This is a genomic window from Sedimenticola selenatireducens (assembly GCF_963675335.2).
In the GTDB taxonomy this organism is placed as follows: domain Bacteria; phylum Pseudomonadota; class Gammaproteobacteria; order Chromatiales; family Chromatiaceae; genus Sedimenticola; species Sedimenticola selenatireducens.
In genome coordinates this window covers 22236-39590 of record NZ_CAXXYC010000001.1, presented here as the reverse complement: position 1 = coordinate 39590, position 17355 = coordinate 22236, and the positions used below count along the sequence as shown (strand labels likewise).

Below are 17355 nucleotides of genomic sequence, written 5' to 3'. Positions count from 1 at the left end.
TATCCCCGCCAGAGAGAGCGGAATGGAACGGTAATGGCCCCGAACTTCAGGCTATTTCAGGGTGGAAATAATCTCTGCCTCAACCGCGTCAAGATCCTTGTGCCGGACATCTTTCCCTTTCACCAGAAAGACTACATAGCGACTGATGTTTTTGGCATGCCCTCCAATACGCTCAAGCGCACGCAATCCCAGCACCACATCCACCATATGTCCGACACTGCGGGAGTCCTCCATGATAAAGGTGGAGAGACGACGCAGTGCGGAGCGGAAATCATCCGACACAATACTGTCGCGCCGGATCACGTCCATCGCCCGATTCAGATCCAGATCGTCAAAGGCATTGACCGAATCCTCAACCATCCGGTTGACGAAATCGGCCATTTTGTTCAGATCATCCAGCAGATGGCGATTGGGTGGAATAACATCCCCATCATAAAAACGAATGGTCAGACGCGCCAATCGCCGTGCCTGATCACCTATCCGTTCCAGGTCACCGACTATCTTTGCCACGGTCATAATCTCCCGCAGATCACGCGCCACCGGCTGACGCTTGGCTATCAGGCGGATAATCTCCTCGTCCGCCTTGATATCCAGCGCGTCGATCTCCCGATCACTGACAATCACGGCCCGGGCCAATTCGACATCCTCATCCTCCAGCGACCGGGCCGCTTCCCTTACCTGTCTACAGGCCAGGTCCTTAATCTGGATCACCAGCTGATGGAGGTGATTCAGGTCCTTGTTGTAGCTGCTGACGATATGGCCGTCGGTCATCTCATTCATACCTTATCCGAACCTTCCGGTGATGTAGTCCTCCGTCAGGCGGTGACGGGGATTGGTGAAAATATCATCCGTCTTGCCCACTTCGACCAACTCGCCGAGATGGAAGTAGGCGGTGCGCTGGGAGACCCGTGCCGCCTGCTGCATGGAGTGGGTAACAATGGCGATGGTGTACTGTTCACGCAGCTCATCAATCAGCTCTTCGACCCGGGCGGTGGCGATCGGATCGAGCGCGGAACAGGGTTCATCCATCAGAATCACTTCGGGGGCAACCGCAATGGTGCGCGCGATACAGAGGCGCTGCTGCTGGCCACCCGAGAGACCGGTACCCACCTCGTCCAGGCGATCCTTTACCTCGTCCCACAGGCCGGCCTTCAACAGCGACTGCTCGACAATCTCATCCAGCTCGCTTTTGCTGCCGGTCAGACCGTGAATGCGCGGACCGTAGGCCACGTTGTCATAGATCGATTTGGGAAACGGATTGGGCTTTTGAAACACCATGCCCACCTGGGCGCGCAGCGGCACCACATCCAGGCCACTATCATAGATATCCTGATCATCCAGGCGGATCTCACCCTCTACCCGGCAGATATCGATCGTGTCGTTCATCCGGTTCAGGCAGCGCAGAAAGGTGGACTTGCCGCAGCCGGACGGACCGATCATGGCGATCACTTCATTTTTGCCGATATCCAGGCTGACGTTGTTGATCGCCAGCTTGTCACCGTAATAGACATTGACATGGCGGGCGGTCATGCGCGGGTCGATGGCGGTGATATCACCCACCGTGCCATTGATCGCCCGTGAGTCATCCGCGACCGGGCTGAAGCCCGCGGCAATGACGCCCGCCGGTGCGGTGACCGTACCCATGGAGTCTGGCGTTACACTTAACATTTCGTCACTCCTGTTCTGCATTCAGTTATCTACTCTGTTTTTTAACCGTCTTAACTTGTTCACTAAAATCAGTTACCAGCGACGCTCAAACCGCTTGCGCAAGATAACCGCGATCACGTTCATCAGTATCAGGAAGCCCAGCAGCACCATGATGGCCGCCGAGGTCTTCTCCATGAAGGCCCGCTCCGGACTGTCGGCCCAGAGAAAGATCTGTACCGGCAACACCGTGGAGGGATCGAGTGCACCGCCGGGAATATCCACGATGAAGGCGACCATGCCGATCATCAGCAGCGGCGCGGTCTCGCCCAGCGCCTGAGCCATACCGATGATGGTGCCCGTCAGCATGCCGGGCATGGCCAGCGGCAGCACATGGTGAAACACCGTCTGCATGCGCGACGCACCGACACCCAGCGCGGCTTCACGTATTGACGGCGGCACCGACTTCAAAGCCGCCCGGCTGGCGATGATGATGGTCGGCAGAGTCATCAGGGTCAGCACCATGCCGCCCACCAGTGGCGCCGACCGGGGCAGCCCGAAAAAGTTGATGAACACCGCCAACCCCAGCAGACCAAACACGATGGAGGGCACCGCCGCCAGGTTGTTGATATTGACCTCCACCAGGTCGGTCCAGCGGTTGCGCGGGGCGAACTCCTCCAGATAGACCGCCGCCGCCACTCCGATCGGGAATGACAACAGCAAGGTGACAATCAGGGTATAGAGTGAGCCCATCACGGCACCACCAATGCCGGCCAGTTCCGGCTCGCGTGAGTCGCCACCGGTAAGGAAGGTCAGATTGAACTGTTTTTCTATCGCCCCGGTCGATTCCAGCTGTTCGACCCAAGCCACCACGCGATTATCGAGACGCCTCTCCGACTCCGGCAGCCGGCGATCGATATATCCCTTCACCAGCATGTCGATATCATCATCCACCGGCAGCCAGAGCTGCTCGCGGGTACCGATCAGGCCGGGATCCGCCATGACCCGCCGGCGCAACTCCAGAAAGGCTCCACTGCTGAGCATGCCATAGAGTTCGCGCTTCTCCCCGCGCCCCTGCACGGCAGGGAAAAGCGCCCGCAGCGAAGACTTGACCAGGGCGGCGTAATCTGCCGATGAGAGGGTCGCGGGATCGCGCGCCCCGGTTGGATCAATCACCTCCGCACGGTAGTCGATCTCCAGCAGAATACGGGTCTGCTGAAAAGCGCTGTAACCGTTGCCGATGATGTTCAGGAACATCAGACCGACAAACAGCAGGCCCAGCAAAACCGCGCCGAGACCAAACCGGCGGAAACGGCGCTCCCGGTTATAGCGCTGCTTGAGAGTGGCATTGACCCGGTCAATGGTTCGCATCTGTTCAACTGCCGGCTTATTCATAGGCTTCCCGATACCTTCTCACCACATGCAGGGCGACCACGTTGAGAACCAGGGTGATCAGGAACAGCAGCAGACCCAGGGCGAATGCCGCCAGCGTCTTGGGACTGTCAAACTCCTGATCCCCCACCAGCAGGGTGACGATCTGCACCGTTACCGTGGTCACGCTCTGCAACGGATTGGCCGTCAGATTAGCCGACAGACCCGCCGCCATTACCACGATCATGGTCTCTCCGATGGCCCGGGAGACCGCCAGCAGAATGCCGCCGACAATACCCGGCAACGCGGCAGGCAGGATCACCTTGCGCACGGTTTCAGAATGGGTGGCACCAATTCCCAGGGAGGCGTCGCGCATGGTCTGGGGTACCGCATTAATCACATCATCGGACAGGGAAGAGATGAACGGGATAATCATAATCCCCATCACCAAACCGGCCGCGAGGGCGCTCTCGGAAGAGACATCAAGCCCCAGCAGCGCGCCGTTGTTGCGGATGAATGGGGCCACGGTGAGGGCGGCAAAAAAGCCGTACACCACCGTCGGAATACCCGCAAGGATCTCCAGTAGCGGCTTGGCCCAGGCACGGAAATGCGCTCCGGCATATTCGGAAAGATAGATGGCGGACATCAGTCCGATCGGTACCGCCACCAGCATGGCAATCAGGGCGATCAGCAAGGTACCGGCAAACAGCGGAATCACGCCAAAGGCACCCGAAGAGCCGACCTGATCCTCGCGGATAGCCATCTGCGGGCTCCACTCCAGGCCGAACAGAAACTCCGTGATGGGCACCGTCTCAAAGAACCGGATCGCCTCGAACAGTACCGACAGTACAATACCCAACGTGGTGAAGATGGCGATGGTGGAGCAGCCCACCAGTAGCCACTTGACCACCGATTCCACCCGATTGCGCGCCCTGAATTTGGGTGTGATCAGGCGCCACCCCAGGGACAGGCCGGCCAGCGCCAGGCTCAGTACCACGACCACGGATGCGGCGTAACCCGTCTGCTGCAGGCGCTGATAATGCGCCGCCGCCTGCTCCATGGCCGGGTTCACCTCAGCGGAAACGATATTGCCCTGGGCAAGATTCTGGATATCGTTTATGACCAGGCCCAGCTGTGCCGGCGGCAATGCACGCTCCATTTCCGGCAGATCCGAGATCACCAGGTCCCGGATCACCCCGGGCTGCAGCGAAACCCATAGAAACAGCACCAGCAGCGCCGGCAGCCCGCACCAGAGCGCGGTGAAGAAACCGTAATAGGCAGGCAGTGAGTGAAGGGCGCGCACGCCACCGGAACCCGCAACCAGTCGCCGGGAGCGGCGCACGCCCAGCCAATAGGCGAGCACCATCAGGCCAAGCAATATCAAAATGAGTAGGGTGTTAGACATAGTACTTCAGCAACAGCTACTTCCTGGCTTATGCACGACAACACCCTCTGCCGATTCCCGGAAGAGGGCTTTGTCGCGACAGGCTATTCCCGACCGGAACAGCACTTTGCATAAGAGATAAATTTACTTGGCCAACCTGAGAATATTCAGCCCCTTGACATCGGCTGCAAACTGGCTGCGCTCCTGGTTAGGCATCGGGATCATGCCCTTGTCCACCAGGTAACCCTCTTCACCCCAGGCCTTGTCACTGGTGAACTCGGCCAGAAACTCCTGGATGCCCGGGATCTTGCCAACGTGCGCCTTCTTCACATAGAAGTAGAGCGGACGCGAGACCGGATAGCTGCCATCGGCAATCGCTTCAAAGGTGGGTGCCACATTGTCGACAATGGAGCCCTGCACCTTGTCGGCGTTCTGGTCGAGGAAACTGAAACCAAAAATACCCAATGCCGCAGGGTTACTCTCCAGTTTCTGCACAATCAGGTTGTCATTCTCACCCGCCTCGATGAAGGCGCCATCTTCGCGGATGCTGTGACAGATCCCCTTGTACGTCTTCTTGTCCTGTTTCTTCATCGCCTTGATGAAGTCGAAGGTCTTGCAGCCGCCTTCCATGGCCAGTTCCACAAAGGCGTCACGGGTGCCGGAGGTGGGCGGCGGACCCAGCACCTCGATCGCGGTCGCCGGCAGACTGGCATTGACATCCTGCCAGGTCTTGTAGGGGTTATCGATCAGCTCGCCGCCACCGTTGACATTCGGCACCTTCTTGGCCAACGCCAGAAACAGGTCACGACGGGTCAGGTTAAACTGCGGTGCGGACTTGGCATTGGCAATCACGATACCGTCATAGCCGATCTTTACTTCAACAATGTCATTTACGCCGTTGCTGGCGCAACGCTCAACCTCGGAACTTTTGATGCGACGTGACGCATTGGTAATATCCGGATGCTCAACACCCACTCCGGCACAGAACAACTTCAGGCCGCCGCCGGAACCGGTGGATTCGATCTTCGGGGTTTTGAACGCAGTGGTCTTGCCGAAGGTTTCGGCCACCACGGTGGCGAACGGGTAAACCGTGGAAGAACCGACCACGGAGATGTAGTCGCGCGAAGCGGCTTGAACGCTTGATGCGGCGGCAGCGGTCAGTGCGGCAGCCAGGATAAGACGATTGTTGATCACTGAGACCTCCAGGTCATTGAGTAATTGCTATATTCAACCTGGAGAAAATTATCGGGATGTTTTGTTACAGGAGTCTTGGTTTAGTGTTACAGATTCGTGACAGCGCACCGGACCGGCGGAAAGAGTGGTTGGCACGGATCGCTGTGTTAATCGGCGGGCATGGCCCGCCCTATGGAACCGCAAACTTCACGAAGCCACCCGGGCATGTGGAAAACAGCAGGTGAAGACGCTCCCGTTGCCCGGCTCACTCTCCACAACCAATTTCCCATCGTGCCGCGTCAGCACATGCTTGACGATCGCCAAACCGAGACCGGTACCGCCGCTCTCCCGGGAGCGGCCGACATCCACCCGGTAGAAGCGCTCGGTCAGCCGGGGAATGTGCTCCGGTGCAATCCCGATACCACTATCGGTCACGGAGAAACAGGGACCACTGCCCGACAGCCACCAGCGAATACGAATCTCCCCGCCCGCCGGGGTGTAGCGGACCGCGTTATAGACGAGATTGGCAAAGGCACTCTCCAGCTCGTGGCTGTTACCCACCAGACGCAACCGTTCATCCGCTTCCAAGCTGACTTGATGTCCGCTGTCGCCACTCAATTGGCGCGCCCCTTCCACGATTCCGCGTAACAGTGAGTAGACTCCAACTACCCCCTGCCCCTCATTATTGCGCCGCGTCTCCAGGCGGGAGAGCAGCAGCAGATCGTCTACGATCCGCTGCATGCGCAGTGTCTGCACCTGCATCTGGCCGAGGATTCGCTTCCAGGGTCCCAGAAACGCCTCGCTGCTCTCCAGCATGGTCTCCACATAACCGTGCACCACGGTCAGGGGGGTACGTATCTCATGCGAGACGTTGGCCACGAAATCGCGCCGCACGATCTCCAGTTGATGCAAACGGGTAATGTCCCGCGCCTGAAGTAAGCGCTTACCTTTGCCATAAGGAACCACCCGCACCTCAAGACTGATATTGGCATTCACCGGCGCCGGCATCTGCAGCGACCGGCCATAGTGGCCGGCATGCAGATAGTTCAGGAACACCGGATCAGAGATCAGATCATCAATCAGTGCGCCCTTGTCCCGCTTGCGATCGAGGCCGAGAAACTCCGCGGCCACACTGTTCCACCAGTCCAGCCTGCCCTCGTCATTCAGCACCAGAGTGGCGTCCGGCAGCGCGCCGGTGGATTCGAGGAAGCCGCTGAGCATGCGGTTGAGCTTGCGCTTGCGTTTCTGCCCACGGCCGGAGAGTTCATCCACCCGCTGCATGAGGGGGCGCCAGATACCGAACAGATGGGGACGAGGATGACGCTTCGGCTTGCCGAGCCAGCGGGTGAAGCGATAGAGCTGGTAGAGATGCCAGCCAAGGTAGAGCGTCAGGCCGCCCCACAGGAAAGGGATCAGGTAGCCGCTGCCCAGGCCGAGTGGAATCAGCAGCAGGGCGAAGAAACCGGCAGCGACCAGTTCACTCCGCCACGCCTGCTCCAGGCTCATCGAGCTGCAACCTGCTCCGAGAATCGATAGCCTGCACCACGCACCGTCTGGATCAGACCATCCATGTCAAAGGGTTCGAGGGCCTGACGCAGGCGTCGGATGTGCACATCCACCGTGCGCTCTTCAATGTAAACATTGGTGCCCCACACCTTGTCCAGCAGACGGGAGCGGCTGTAGACCTTCTCCCGGTGGGTCATGAAAAAGTGCAGCAGCTTGAACTCGGTCGGACCCAGCTCGATCGGCCGGTCGCCCATGGTGACGCGATAGGAGACCGGATCAAGCCGCAGGTCACCTGCCTGAACCGCCTCCTCGGTGGCGTGGGGAGCAACCCGACGCAGGATCACCTTGATGCGCGCCGCCAGCTCCTTGGGCGAGAACGGCTTGGTGACATAATCCTCGGCACCGCACTCCAGCCCGCGTACCTTGTCATCCTCTTCGCCACGGGCAGTAAGCATGATGATCGGGATATCGCGCGTCACCGGGTCCTGCTTCAGTTCACGGGTATATTCCACCCCGCTGACCCCCGGCAACATCCAATCCATCAGGATCAGATCCGGTGGCGCATCGGCCATGCGCTCCTTCGCCTTGTCCACGCTCTCTGCGCCGATCACATCGTAACCGGACTGCTCAAGTACGAACTGGATCATGTCCCGTACTGCGGATTCATCTTCAACGACCAGGATCTTTGTCGCCATACGCGTCACTCTGCCTTCTCTGATTGCCAACCGCGGGTTGTGTGAAGCGAATATTACACCGTCACAACATTACAGTTTGATGACAACCCGGCAGGCAGATTCGGCTGGATCAAGACAATACAGGCAGTGAGTAGTTACCAACTGAACAGTACCCACTGGGGAATGGAGATATTCCCCGGGCGCGCCTCTTCACGCACATCCAGCACGCCATCGCCGTTATTGTCCAGCAGATAGTAGGCCGGGCCGGCGATCGGGGTGATCTTCACCATATAGAGCCGGCCGTTGATACGGTACTCCTCGGTAGTGCCCTTCTCGCTCTCGATAATGGTCACCTCCGGCTCCAGCACCTCGCCGCTCTCCACCTTGGGCGGCAGATCCGGAGGCTCGGGCTGTGCGGCGGACTCCTGCGCCAGGAGCATGTGTGGCGCCACCAGCAGAAGCAGCGTGGCCAGTAATGTTTTTTTCATCTTCTTCTCGTTTCCTTTTTCCGGGCTACCTGATCATATTAGGTATCAGACAACGCCCATGGTTTCTGAGACAGGGGTTCAAACACCAACCATTAACATCCGCTCAAACCCGGCAAAAGGATAGGCGGCAGCCGTTAATATGACGTTACCCTAATGGTAATTTTAGCGGCCCCTGGGTGTTTTTTCTGAACCGCGCCCGGACCTGACGGGAAAACGCCGGAAGCGGAATCATATTACAGTTCCAGAAGGATTTCCTGCTCGGAAAATGAGGGTTCAAAACCGCGCGATTCATAATGGGCGAAAATGGCATCCACCACCTCCTGGGGCTCTTCGCAAAGCTGCACCAGTTCCAGGTCGCTGGCGGATATGGTGCCGGTAGCACACATGGTATTGCGCATCCAGTCGAGCAGTCCGCTCCAGAACCCGGCGTTCACCAGAATGATGGGGATGCGCCGGGTCTTGCCGGTCTGTATCAGGGTCAGGATCTCGGCAAACTCATCCAGGGTACCGAAACCACCCGGCATCACCACATAGGCCGAGGCGTATTTCACGAACATTACCTTGCGGGAGAAAAAATGTTTGAAGTGCAGGGAGATATCCTGATAGGGATTGGGCTGCTGCTCCTTCGGCAGCTCAATGTTGAGCCCCACACTGGGCGCCCGTCCCCGATGCCCGCCCTTGTTCGCCGCTTCCATAATACCGGGACCGCCACCGCTGACCACCGCGAAGCCGCTCTCTGACAGCAGATAGGCAATCTGCTCCGCTTTCAGATAATCCGGGCTCTCCCTCCCGGCCCGCGCCGAACCAAAGATACTGACCGCCGGCCAGATACCTGAAAGCTGTTCAAAACCCTCGACAAACTCGGCCATGATCTGGAATACCTTCCAGGACTCCCGGGAGAGTTGGCTCTGTTGCGGCCGCTCAGAGTAATCTTTGTTCTTCGCCATCTGGTCTATCCCTCATCTTTTCCGCATAATACCGGCAGTGACCCGCCAGCACTTCCACACGAACCATTAGATTCTATCCTGTTTTCTGTCCAAAGAGATGTCTGACCTGAATCCCAGCCAGCTAGAGGCTGCACGACACATCGACACCCCGCTGCTGGTGCTGGCCGGCGCGGGCTCGGGCAAGACACGCGTGATCACCCGCAAGATCGCCTACCTGATCGAGACCATCGGCATGCAGCCGCGCCACATCACCGCCGTCACCTTCACCAACAAGGCGGCACGGGAGATGAAGGAACGGGTGGCGGCGCTACTGAAAGGCAAAAACAGCAAGGGACTGAGCATCTCCACCTTCCATACCCTTGGGCTCAACATCATCCGCCGCGAACACAAACTGCTGGGATTGAAATCCGGCTTCACTATTTTTGACGCGCAGGATGCGGAGAGTCTGCTCAAGGAGCTCTTGCGCAAGGGCAAGGGAGATGACGAGGTCGCCTCCAGCTACCAGTGGCGCATCTCCGAATGGAAGAACGACATGCTCAGCCCGGAACAGGCACTGAGCCGGGCCGAGAGCGAGCTGGACCAACGCTCGGCCCTGCTCTATGCCCACTACCAGCGCTCCCTGCGCGCCTTCAACGCAGTCGATTTCGACGACCTGATCCTGCTGCCGGTGCGGCTGTTTCGCGAGTCCCCGGAGAGCCTGGAGCAGTGGCAGAACCGCATCCGCCACCTGCTGGTGGACGAGTACCAGGACACCAATCTGAGCCAGTATGAGCTGGTCCGGCAACTGGTCGGCGTGCGCCAATCCCTCACCGTAGTGGGCGATGATGACCAGTCGATCTACGCTTGGCGCGGCGCCCGACCGGAGAACCTGATTCGCCTGAAGGAGGATTTCCCGCGCCTCAAGGTGGTCAAGCTGGAGCAGAACTACCGCTCCTCGGGGCGCATTCTCGGGGCGGCCAACACCCTGATCGCCAATAATCCCCATGTGTTTGAAAAACGCCTCTGGTGTGACCTGGGCCCCGGTGAACCGATCCGCGTCATGAGTTGCAAAAACGAACTGAATGAAGCGGAAAAAGTGGTCTCGGAGATCATCCACCACAAATTCACCTCCGGCGCCGCCCACGGCGATTACGCCATCCTGTATCGCGGCAATCACCAGGCCAAGCTGTTCGAGTCCGCCCTGCGTCAGCACAACATCCCCTACTTCCTGAGCGGCGGCACCTCCTTCTTCAGCCGCGCCGAGATCAAGGATGTGATGGCCTACCTGCGCCTGCTGGCCAACCCGGATGATGACGCCGCCTTCCTGCGCATCGTCAACACCCCACGGCGCGAGATCGGTGCCAGTACCCTGGAACGGCTCGGCAACTACGCCACCGAGCGGGACGCGGGCCTGCTGGCCGCCTGCGACGAACTGGGGCTGGAGCAGCACCTCTCGGCCCGGCCGCTGGAACGCCTGCGCGAATTTGCCGGTTGGGTCCGACAATTCCAGCAGAGGGCGGAGCGGGACCATCCGGTAGAGACCGTGCGCGACATGCTCAGGGAGTTGCAATACGAGGACTGGCTGTATGAAAAGGCCTCCAGCGACAAGGTGGCGGAGCGGCGCTGGGAGAATGTGCTGGAACTGGTGCAGTGGCTGGATCAGCTGCACAAGGGTGACCGGGTGGGCGAAAGCCTGACCGAGATGGTGAACCACCTTGCCCTGCAGGATATCCTGGAACGGCAGGACGACGACAGCGGTAACGACCAGGTCCACCTGATGACCCTGCACGCCTCCAAGGGCCTGGAGTTTCCCCATGTCTTCCTGGTGGGCATGGAGGAGGAGCTGCTGCCCCACAAGAGCAGCATCGAAGAGGACAATATCGAGGAGGAGCGGCGCCTCGCCTACGTGGGCATCACCCGGGCCCAGCGCACACTCACTATCAGTTTTGCCGAGAAACGCAAACGCTTCGGGGAGATAATCGCCTGTGAGCCAAGCCGCTTCCTGGGCGAACTGCCGGAAGCCGACCTGAAATGGGAGGGACGACAGGGTGACAGCCTGTCCAAAGAGGAGAAACAGGAACGGGGCAATGCCCACCTGGCCAACCTGCGCTCCCTGCTGGGTAAATAGACAGGTCCATGGGATAAACGAAGCACGTCATCAAACTAAAAAGGGCATGCCATGGCATGCCCTTTAACCTGCCATCGGCCTGGTTGTTTAGCGCGGCTGCTGACTCAACCAGCCGGAGATCGCCTTCATATCCTCTTCGGAAACGGACGCCATAATTCCCTTCATCGCCGCAGTCTGCCCATTATTGCGGGCACCGCTCTTGATATCTTTCATCTGGTTGAAAATGTACTGCTCGGGAAGCGCGGCCACCTTGGGATAGGTGGACATGATGGGGGTCTTGCCGTCTGCCCCATGGCAAGCGGCACAACCCTTGGCTGCATACAACGCCGCACCGGGGTCAGCGGATGGAGCCGGCGCGGCGGCTGCCGGGGCTGGTGCTGCGGTAGCTGGTGCTGCCGGAGGCGCTGCGGCGGCAGGAGCAGCCTCACCCCGGGGCAGACTGCTCAGCCAGGCCGCCAGCACTTTCATATCCTCTTCGGAAACAGCCGCCATAATCCCTTTCATGACCGCGCTCTGGCCGTTGTTGCGGGCGCCGCTCTTGATGTCTTTCAATTGATTCAGAATGTACTGTTCAGGCAGGGCGGCTACCTTCGGATAGGTGGACATAATGGGCGCCTTGCCCTGGGCGCCGTGACAGGCGGTACAGCCCTTGGCCGTATAGAGTGCCTCAGCCGGATCGGCCGGTGCGGCTGGCGCTGCCGCGGTCGGGGTTGCGGCCGCAGTGGATGTGGCTGCGGACTGAGCCTGCCCCTCTACCGCGACCTGGCCGACCGGCTTGATACGCTCGATCACCTCGGTCCGATCCTGCGCCATCAGCGGGTTACTCATAACCAGGACGGCAATACCCGCCATAGTCATACTTTTCATATGGGAAACAGCTTTAGGGCTCACAATCTAACTCCTCATACATCGGGATCATATGGATGGGCGTCTGACGCCATACATTGGCCCGCCCCGGATTTAACAGGGCGCAGTATAACGACAACCGTAATAAAGATCGACTGTCAACCCGGTATCACCGCCCGGAAACGGGGGAGATGGGATAGACGTGCCGGGTACCTCAGGGTAAGATACGCCCTCTTCGCCCACCGCAGCGAAAAAACGGTGGGAAGGAATCTCAAGCGCCCGTAGCTCAGCTGGATAGAGTACTGCCCTCCGAAGGCAGGGGTCACAGGTTCGAATCCTGTCGGGCGCGCCATCTTTTCAAAGGTGTGTACCGAGCACATAGGTCACACTTTATACCGGAGAGATAGGTAACACTTCGGTCAAGAAAGGGTTGGGCGCTGGCTCAACCCTTTCTTCGTTTTCATCAAAAAATCCTAAGTCATATTTCATAAAGCTGACAAGCCAAATTTTGTCACTGACCTCGCGAATACCCACATATTGACCGGCGAACACCGTACTGAGATTAATTTTTCGGCGGCCGATGCAGATACGTCCGCACTTCGTGATTTTTACGGTGCGATCATGAAAAGGGTATTCAGGTACTTCGGGAACGCGATATTCACGGGTGGAAGGTGTATACAGCTCACCGGGGTACTTCATGCCCAGTGCCTGGTGAGGGCGCTGGTTATTGTAGACCTCTAAAAATTGGTCAAATCGTTCTTGCTGCTGAAGAAAATTGAACGCAGGCGGCTTAGTGGCCTCCTTCTTCAGTGTTAAATGCATGCGCTCATGCCGCCCGTTCTGCTGCGGTTGTCCCGGCTGAATCCGCTCGATAGCGATGCCCAGGCGCAACCACCAGACGGAGAGTCGGCTCAGACCAAAAAGCGCATTGGGCGAGGCGAAAGGCACGCCGTTATCGGTGCGGATAGCCTGCGGTAAGCCAAATTGTTTAAAGGTCCGCTCAAAGACAGGAAAAGCGCCGACTTCCTTGGTGGACTCCAAGCCTTCACAGGATAGTAGATATCGTGAGGCGTAATCCGTCATGGTTAGCGGATAGCAATAACAGCGATTGCCTAACAGGAATTCGCCCTTGAAATCGGCACACCAGAGTCCATTGGGGGTTTGACTGTCACGTAGCGAGGTGCCTTGAGCCTTTGGGTGGTGCCGTTTTCTGCGTGTGACCAGGCCGTGTCGATCAAGCACGGCATGGACCGTACTCTTGGCTGGCGGCCGAATCATTGGATAAAGGCGAATCAGTTTCTCGCGGATTTTAGGTGCGCCCCAACTCTTATGTTCCGTCTTGATCTTGAGAATGGCGCGTTCAATTTGGAAGGGCAATTTATTGGCATGCCGATAGGGGCGTTTGCTTTGGTCCTCCAGCCCTGCTAATCCTTCATTTTTATAGCGATTGAATAGCTTATAACCTGTTTTACGGGAAATGCCGAACTCCCGGCAAAGGGGAGCCATTTTTTCACCGTCAAGCAGACGGGCAACAAATCTAAGGCGTTCTTCCATACGGTTACACTCTTTCCAGGGCATTTGAGATTCCTCCCAAATACCGTCATGTGTAACCTATGTCTCCGGTATCGTCTGTAACCTATGTGTCAGGTAGCACAAAAGACTTACCAACACTCCGAGCACCAGAAGTTCCTCATTGGCGCACCTTTGGCACAATGAGCGTTTGCTATTGGGTCAATTCAAAAGCGCGGTACAGCTATCGCAACCTGTCGAAGCAAAAAAACAGATCGAGCATAGCCGCTGAATTTTTCACCAAAACCCTGAACACAAACTCATAGCACCGCAGAAAACCGGGATCCCCGGACTAATCAGCAGCGCCCTTTTTTCCTCTGGCCAGGTGGGCAGTGGTACGCGCCAGGATGGCCTCCACGCGGCGCACTGCTCTCATATCGTACTGCGGGAGGCGGGGAAGAGCGACCGGACTCTTCCTCGGTGTTAACCGCTGTTCCGACTGCCGCACCGAGTGCACCCCCGATAATCGCACCGTCACGACCACCCACCTCGTTGCCAATTGCGGCGCCAGCAGCACCACCAAGACCACCACCAATCGCGGCGTCCAGGGTTGAACTGTCTGCGGTTGCTTCAACGGCAACCAGGGCGATGGAGAAAATCAGGTATTGTAATTTCATCGTATTCTCAGGATCCCAGATCAAAGTAACGGAACGCCCTTATGTTATCCCCATTAACCATTGAACCATAGAGACCCTTGTCACAATCAGGCACCCACACCATGACCTGGAGCATTTGCCGATAATCCGTTCGATCCCGCAAATTCCATCGCCACTACCGCATGGCTACACAGACAATTCCATGCGATACAACGCCAGAAACGACCGGACCCATTAGCGAGACGATAAACCCGGTCCGGTCGCGTACTAAATAATCGCTCTGAACGGACAAGCACCCTTCACCACCAAGTACACTCCCTTTACTATCAACGGCTATCCGTCTGATCTATCCTAAAGACTCGCCAGTTACCAGATATTAACAGTCGGCAGTCGCGGCCACGCCGACACCCAGAACCCGATTAACAAGTCTTCGCCAATAAATAACGGAATCCGGATGTCCCACGCTGTTGATATAAAAACCTTGTCGCTTACCGCACTGACCATGACGGCCTTTGCCGCCAACTCCCTGCTGTGCCGACTGGCCCTGGGAGAACAGGCCATCGACGCAGCCAGTTTTACCACGGTGCGCCTGACCTCGGGCGCCTTGATGCTTTGGCTGATCATGCATCTACCCAGCACCACCCAGGAACAGCCACTTAAAAGCGACTGGCTGGCAGCACTCATGCTGTTTATATACGCGGCCACCTTCTCCTTTGCCTATATCACACTCAGCGCGGGTACGGGCGCACTGATCCTGTTCGGCGCGGTACAACTAACCATGTTTTTTTTCGGACTACGCAGCGGTGAGCCATTCTCCGGTCTCTCCTGGCTCGGTCTGACAGTGGCCCTGACAGGGCTGGTTTACCTAGTGTCACCCGGGGTTACCGCCCCTGAACCGATCGGCACTATCCTTATGGTAATCGCGGGCATCAGTTGGGGCGTCTACTCATTGCGAGGTCGCGGTGTATTCAACCCCTTGCAGTCCACGGCCCACAACTTTCTGCTTGCGGTACCGCTGGGACTGCTGCTGAGTATTATGTTTATCGACAACTTGCACTTTAGTACCCGGGGATTGGCGATTGCCATCATCTCGGGCGCTATTGCCTCGGGGCTTGGCTATGTCGTCTGGTATGCAGCCCTGCGTGAACTGAAGGCCACCACTGCTGCAACCGTGCAACTCTCGGTACCCGTCATCGCGGCCTTCGGCGGCGTATTGCTATTGTCCGAGGCAATCACCCTGCGATTGCTGATCGCTTCGGCGGCCATTCTTGGCGGTATTGCGATCGTGGTGACACAGCGCAGCACCTCTTAAACCAATGGTCTATTTTTGTTGAGTAGCGGTTTCGGCAGACTCTGTCTGACGCGCAATAAACCGCTCGATCATGTGGGCGGACACCACGCCCACCTGCCTTGCAACCACTTCTCCCTGGGGTGAAACCAGGAAGGAGGTTGGCAATCCGGAGAGCGGGCCCAGCGCGGTCTGCTGTGAAGGGGAGGCAACCCAGACAGGATAATTGATGGAAAGCTCGTCCATAAAGATGGTTAAGGCCTCCGCATCCAGTTGTTCCATATTGATACCGATCACTACGGCATCCTTATCTTTATGCCGCGCATGAAACTGGACAAGTTCCGGTATCTCTTCCAGGCAAGGTGTACACCAGGTGGCCCAGTAATTGACCAGCCGCCATTTTCCCTGAAACTCCGCCAGCGACCGTTGATTGCCCTGCAGATCATAGACTGGCTGCTCTTCCGCACATGCATCAGATAGCAGTGCGAGGCAGAAAATCAGCAAACTGTAACGCGTTATTCGTCTCATGATTGACATCTTTATCATCTGGATAACCTGATCAACGCTATCGCGTCTTTTTCCCGACTCTATTTTTTGCGTTGTCAGCGGGATGTTTTCACTACATTGAGAGGGAATATTTCAGGTTGAAACTCAACCGGATCGGCAAACTGATGGAGTCAGGTGACGCCGGCAGGGGCAAGGCTTTTTGCATCGCGCGCTGGGTCGCCTTGTTGAGCAAATTATGCCCCCCCTTAACCTGCAGATCCTGTATGCGGCCATTTTCCGAGAGTGTAAAACTCACCTGCACCAATCCCTCAATACCCCGTCGCCTGGCCGGTATCGGATAATGTTTGTATTGCTCGATATGTCGCAACAACTGTGCAATATAGAGATCCTTTAACTCGGACAGAGTTGGCTGTTGAGTCACCACTGGCTGATCCGTCTCTGGCAGATCCGGCATTTTCTGCTCAACAACCGGCGCACGATCAACCACCTCCTCCTGCTTCGGAACCGGTTCCGGCTTGGGCTTGGGCTTGGGCTTGGGCTTGGGCTTGGGCTTGGGCTTGGGCTTGGGCTCCGGCTTGGGCTCCGGCTTGGGCTCCGGCTTGGGCTCCGGCTTGGGCTCCGGCTCGGGCTCCGGCTCGGGCTCGGGTTCCGGCTCGGGCTCGGGTTCCAGTTCGGGTTCGGGTTCGGGTTCTGGCTCTACCTGTTTCACCACGGGTTTTGGAGAAGGAAAGCTTATCCGAACGGGCGTTGGATCAGCTTGAGCAATTTTTTCAGGCGCACTGATAACCCGGCTCTGCCATATATCCACTATGACCAGGACATGGATGACAATAGAACAGAAAATGGCGAACAGCCGCCAGTTGATATCCCGCGCAGTCACGGCTTCTCGGTTTGAATATCCAGAGCTTCGGCACCTGCCAGACGGGCCGCATCAATAACCTGCACCGCTTTACCGAAATCTGCCTGTTGATCACCCTTTAAGCGGACAAAACTCTTTCCGGGTGAATGCAGCGCGCCCCGCAGCACTTCCGTCAAATCAGTCAACTCCGTAACGCTTCCATCCACCAGCAATTGTCCATCTGGCGTCAGTGTCACCGTTACATATTTGCTGTCCTCCAGCGGCTCACTGCTGCTGGCTTTTGGCAATTGGATATCAATCCGCTCCTCCTCGATGAAGTGGGCGGTCAACATAAAGAACACCAACAATAGAAAGACGATATCGATCAGCGGTGTCAGGTTGAGCACCACATTGGAG

General features: G+C 57.6%; 17 protein-coding genes and 1 tRNA gene. 3 read left to right on the top strand and 15 right to left on the bottom strand.

The annotated features are described in order from the left end of the window. Positions 1-51: 51 nt before the first annotated feature. From phoU to ACHZBF_RS00165, 9 genes are all read right to left on the bottom strand, one after another. Positions 52-780, bottom strand: coding sequence for a phosphate signaling complex protein PhoU (gene phoU / locus ACHZBF_RS00205; RefSeq protein WP_029133128.1), 729 nt, complete (start codon positions 778-780; stop codon positions 52-54). A gap of 3 nt (positions 781-783) precedes the next feature. Beyond that, on the bottom strand, positions 784-1644 hold the full coding sequence (pstB, locus tag ACHZBF_RS00200; protein WP_051302047.1) for a phosphate ABC transporter ATP-binding protein PstB: 861 nt from the start codon (positions 1642-1644) through the stop codon (positions 784-786). A 96-nt stretch (positions 1645-1740) separates the two neighbouring features. Then, positions 1741-3039 carry a phosphate ABC transporter permease PstA gene (gene pstA / locus ACHZBF_RS00195; protein WP_273437977.1) on the bottom strand — a complete coding sequence of 433 codons (1299 nt, stop codon included), beginning with the start codon at positions 3037-3039 and terminating at the stop codon, positions 1741-1743. Continuing rightward, positions 3032-4420 (bottom strand): phosphate ABC transporter permease subunit PstC, encoded by a 1389-nt coding sequence (gene pstC / locus ACHZBF_RS00190; RefSeq protein WP_321527352.1) that lies wholly within the window; start codon positions 4418-4420, stop codon positions 3032-3034. Before pstC ends, pstA begins: the two co-directional genes overlap by 8 nt. 123 nt (positions 4421-4543) lie before the next feature. Then, on the bottom strand, positions 4544-5590 hold the full coding sequence (locus tag ACHZBF_RS00185) for a PstS family phosphate ABC transporter substrate-binding protein (RefSeq protein ID WP_335340029.1): 1047 nt from the start codon (positions 5588-5590) through the stop codon (positions 4544-4546). 189 nt (positions 5591-5779) lie between these two features. Continuing rightward, positions 5780-7078 (bottom strand): phosphate regulon sensor histidine kinase PhoR, encoded by a 1299-nt coding sequence (gene phoR / locus ACHZBF_RS00180; RefSeq protein ID WP_321527351.1) that lies wholly within the window; start codon positions 7076-7078, stop codon positions 5780-5782. After that, positions 7075-7773 (bottom strand): phosphate regulon transcriptional regulator PhoB, encoded by a 699-nt coding sequence (gene phoB, locus ACHZBF_RS00175; protein ID WP_321527350.1) that lies wholly within the window; start codon positions 7771-7773, stop codon positions 7075-7077. Before phoB ends, phoR begins: the two co-directional genes overlap by 4 nt. Before the next feature lie 134 nt (positions 7774-7907). Continuing rightward, positions 7908-8240 (bottom strand): DUF2782 domain-containing protein, encoded by a 333-nt coding sequence (locus tag ACHZBF_RS00170; protein ID WP_321527349.1) that lies wholly within the window; start codon positions 8238-8240, stop codon positions 7908-7910. Between the two features lie 233 nt (positions 8241-8473). Beyond that, on the bottom strand, positions 8474-9187 hold the full coding sequence (locus tag ACHZBF_RS00165) for an LOG family protein (protein WP_037375019.1): 714 nt from the start codon (positions 9185-9187) through the stop codon (positions 8474-8476). A 97-nt stretch (positions 9188-9284) separates the two neighbouring features. Here ACHZBF_RS00165 and rep point away from each other — a divergent pair, with 97 nt between their 5' ends. Then, positions 9285-11294 (top strand): DNA helicase Rep, encoded by a 2010-nt coding sequence (gene rep / locus ACHZBF_RS00160; protein WP_321527348.1) that lies wholly within the window; start codon positions 9285-9287, stop codon positions 11292-11294. Between the two features lie 87 nt (positions 11295-11381). On the opposite strand, the gene ACHZBF_RS00155 is transcribed toward rep, so the two are convergent. Further along, on the bottom strand, positions 11382-12161 hold the full coding sequence (locus tag ACHZBF_RS00155) for a c-type cytochrome (RefSeq protein ID WP_321527347.1): 780 nt from the start codon (positions 12159-12161) through the stop codon (positions 11382-11384). Between the two features lie 254 nt (positions 12162-12415). On the opposite strand from ACHZBF_RS00155, the gene ACHZBF_RS00150 reads away from it, so the two are divergent. After that, positions 12416-12492, top strand: a tRNA-Arg gene (locus ACHZBF_RS00150). A 38-nt stretch (positions 12493-12530) separates the two neighbouring features. Here the strand turns inward: ACHZBF_RS00150 and ACHZBF_RS00145 are convergent. Continuing rightward, entirely contained in the window at positions 12531-13694 is a 1164-nt protein-coding gene (locus ACHZBF_RS00145; RefSeq protein ID WP_335342930.1) for an IS481 family transposase, read from the bottom strand. 311 nt (positions 13695-14005) lie between these two features. Continuing rightward, on the bottom strand, positions 14006-14326 hold the full coding sequence (locus ACHZBF_RS00140; RefSeq protein ID WP_037375020.1) for a glycine zipper domain-containing protein: 321 nt from the start codon (positions 14324-14326) through the stop codon (positions 14006-14008). A gap of 433 nt (positions 14327-14759) precedes the next feature. Between ACHZBF_RS00140 and ACHZBF_RS00135 the strand changes: the two genes are divergently transcribed. Then, positions 14760-15617 carry a DMT family transporter gene (locus tag ACHZBF_RS00135; protein ID WP_321527345.1) on the top strand — a complete coding sequence of 286 codons (858 nt, stop codon included), beginning with the start codon at positions 14760-14762 and terminating at the stop codon, positions 15615-15617. 9 nt (positions 15618-15626) lie between these two features. On the opposite strand, the gene ACHZBF_RS00130 is transcribed toward ACHZBF_RS00135, so the two are convergent. From ACHZBF_RS00130 to ACHZBF_RS00120, 3 genes are all read right to left on the bottom strand, one after another. Beyond that, positions 15627-16121: a TlpA family protein disulfide reductase gene (locus ACHZBF_RS00130; RefSeq protein ID WP_321527344.1), complete on the bottom strand. Its 495-nt coding sequence runs from the start codon at positions 16119-16121 to the stop codon at positions 15627-15629. Positions 16122-16212: 91 nt separating this feature from the next. Then, positions 16213-16812, bottom strand: coding sequence for an energy transducer TonB (locus tag ACHZBF_RS00125; protein ID WP_394707537.1), 600 nt, complete (start codon positions 16810-16812; stop codon positions 16213-16215). Positions 16813-16976: 164 nt separating this feature from the next. Then, the gene (locus ACHZBF_RS00120) at positions 16977-17348 is read right to left on the bottom strand and encodes an ExbD/TolR family protein (RefSeq protein WP_169720393.1); all 372 of its coding nucleotides are present in this window, start codon (positions 17346-17348) and stop codon (positions 16977-16979) included. Positions 17349-17355: the final 7 nt, after the last annotated feature.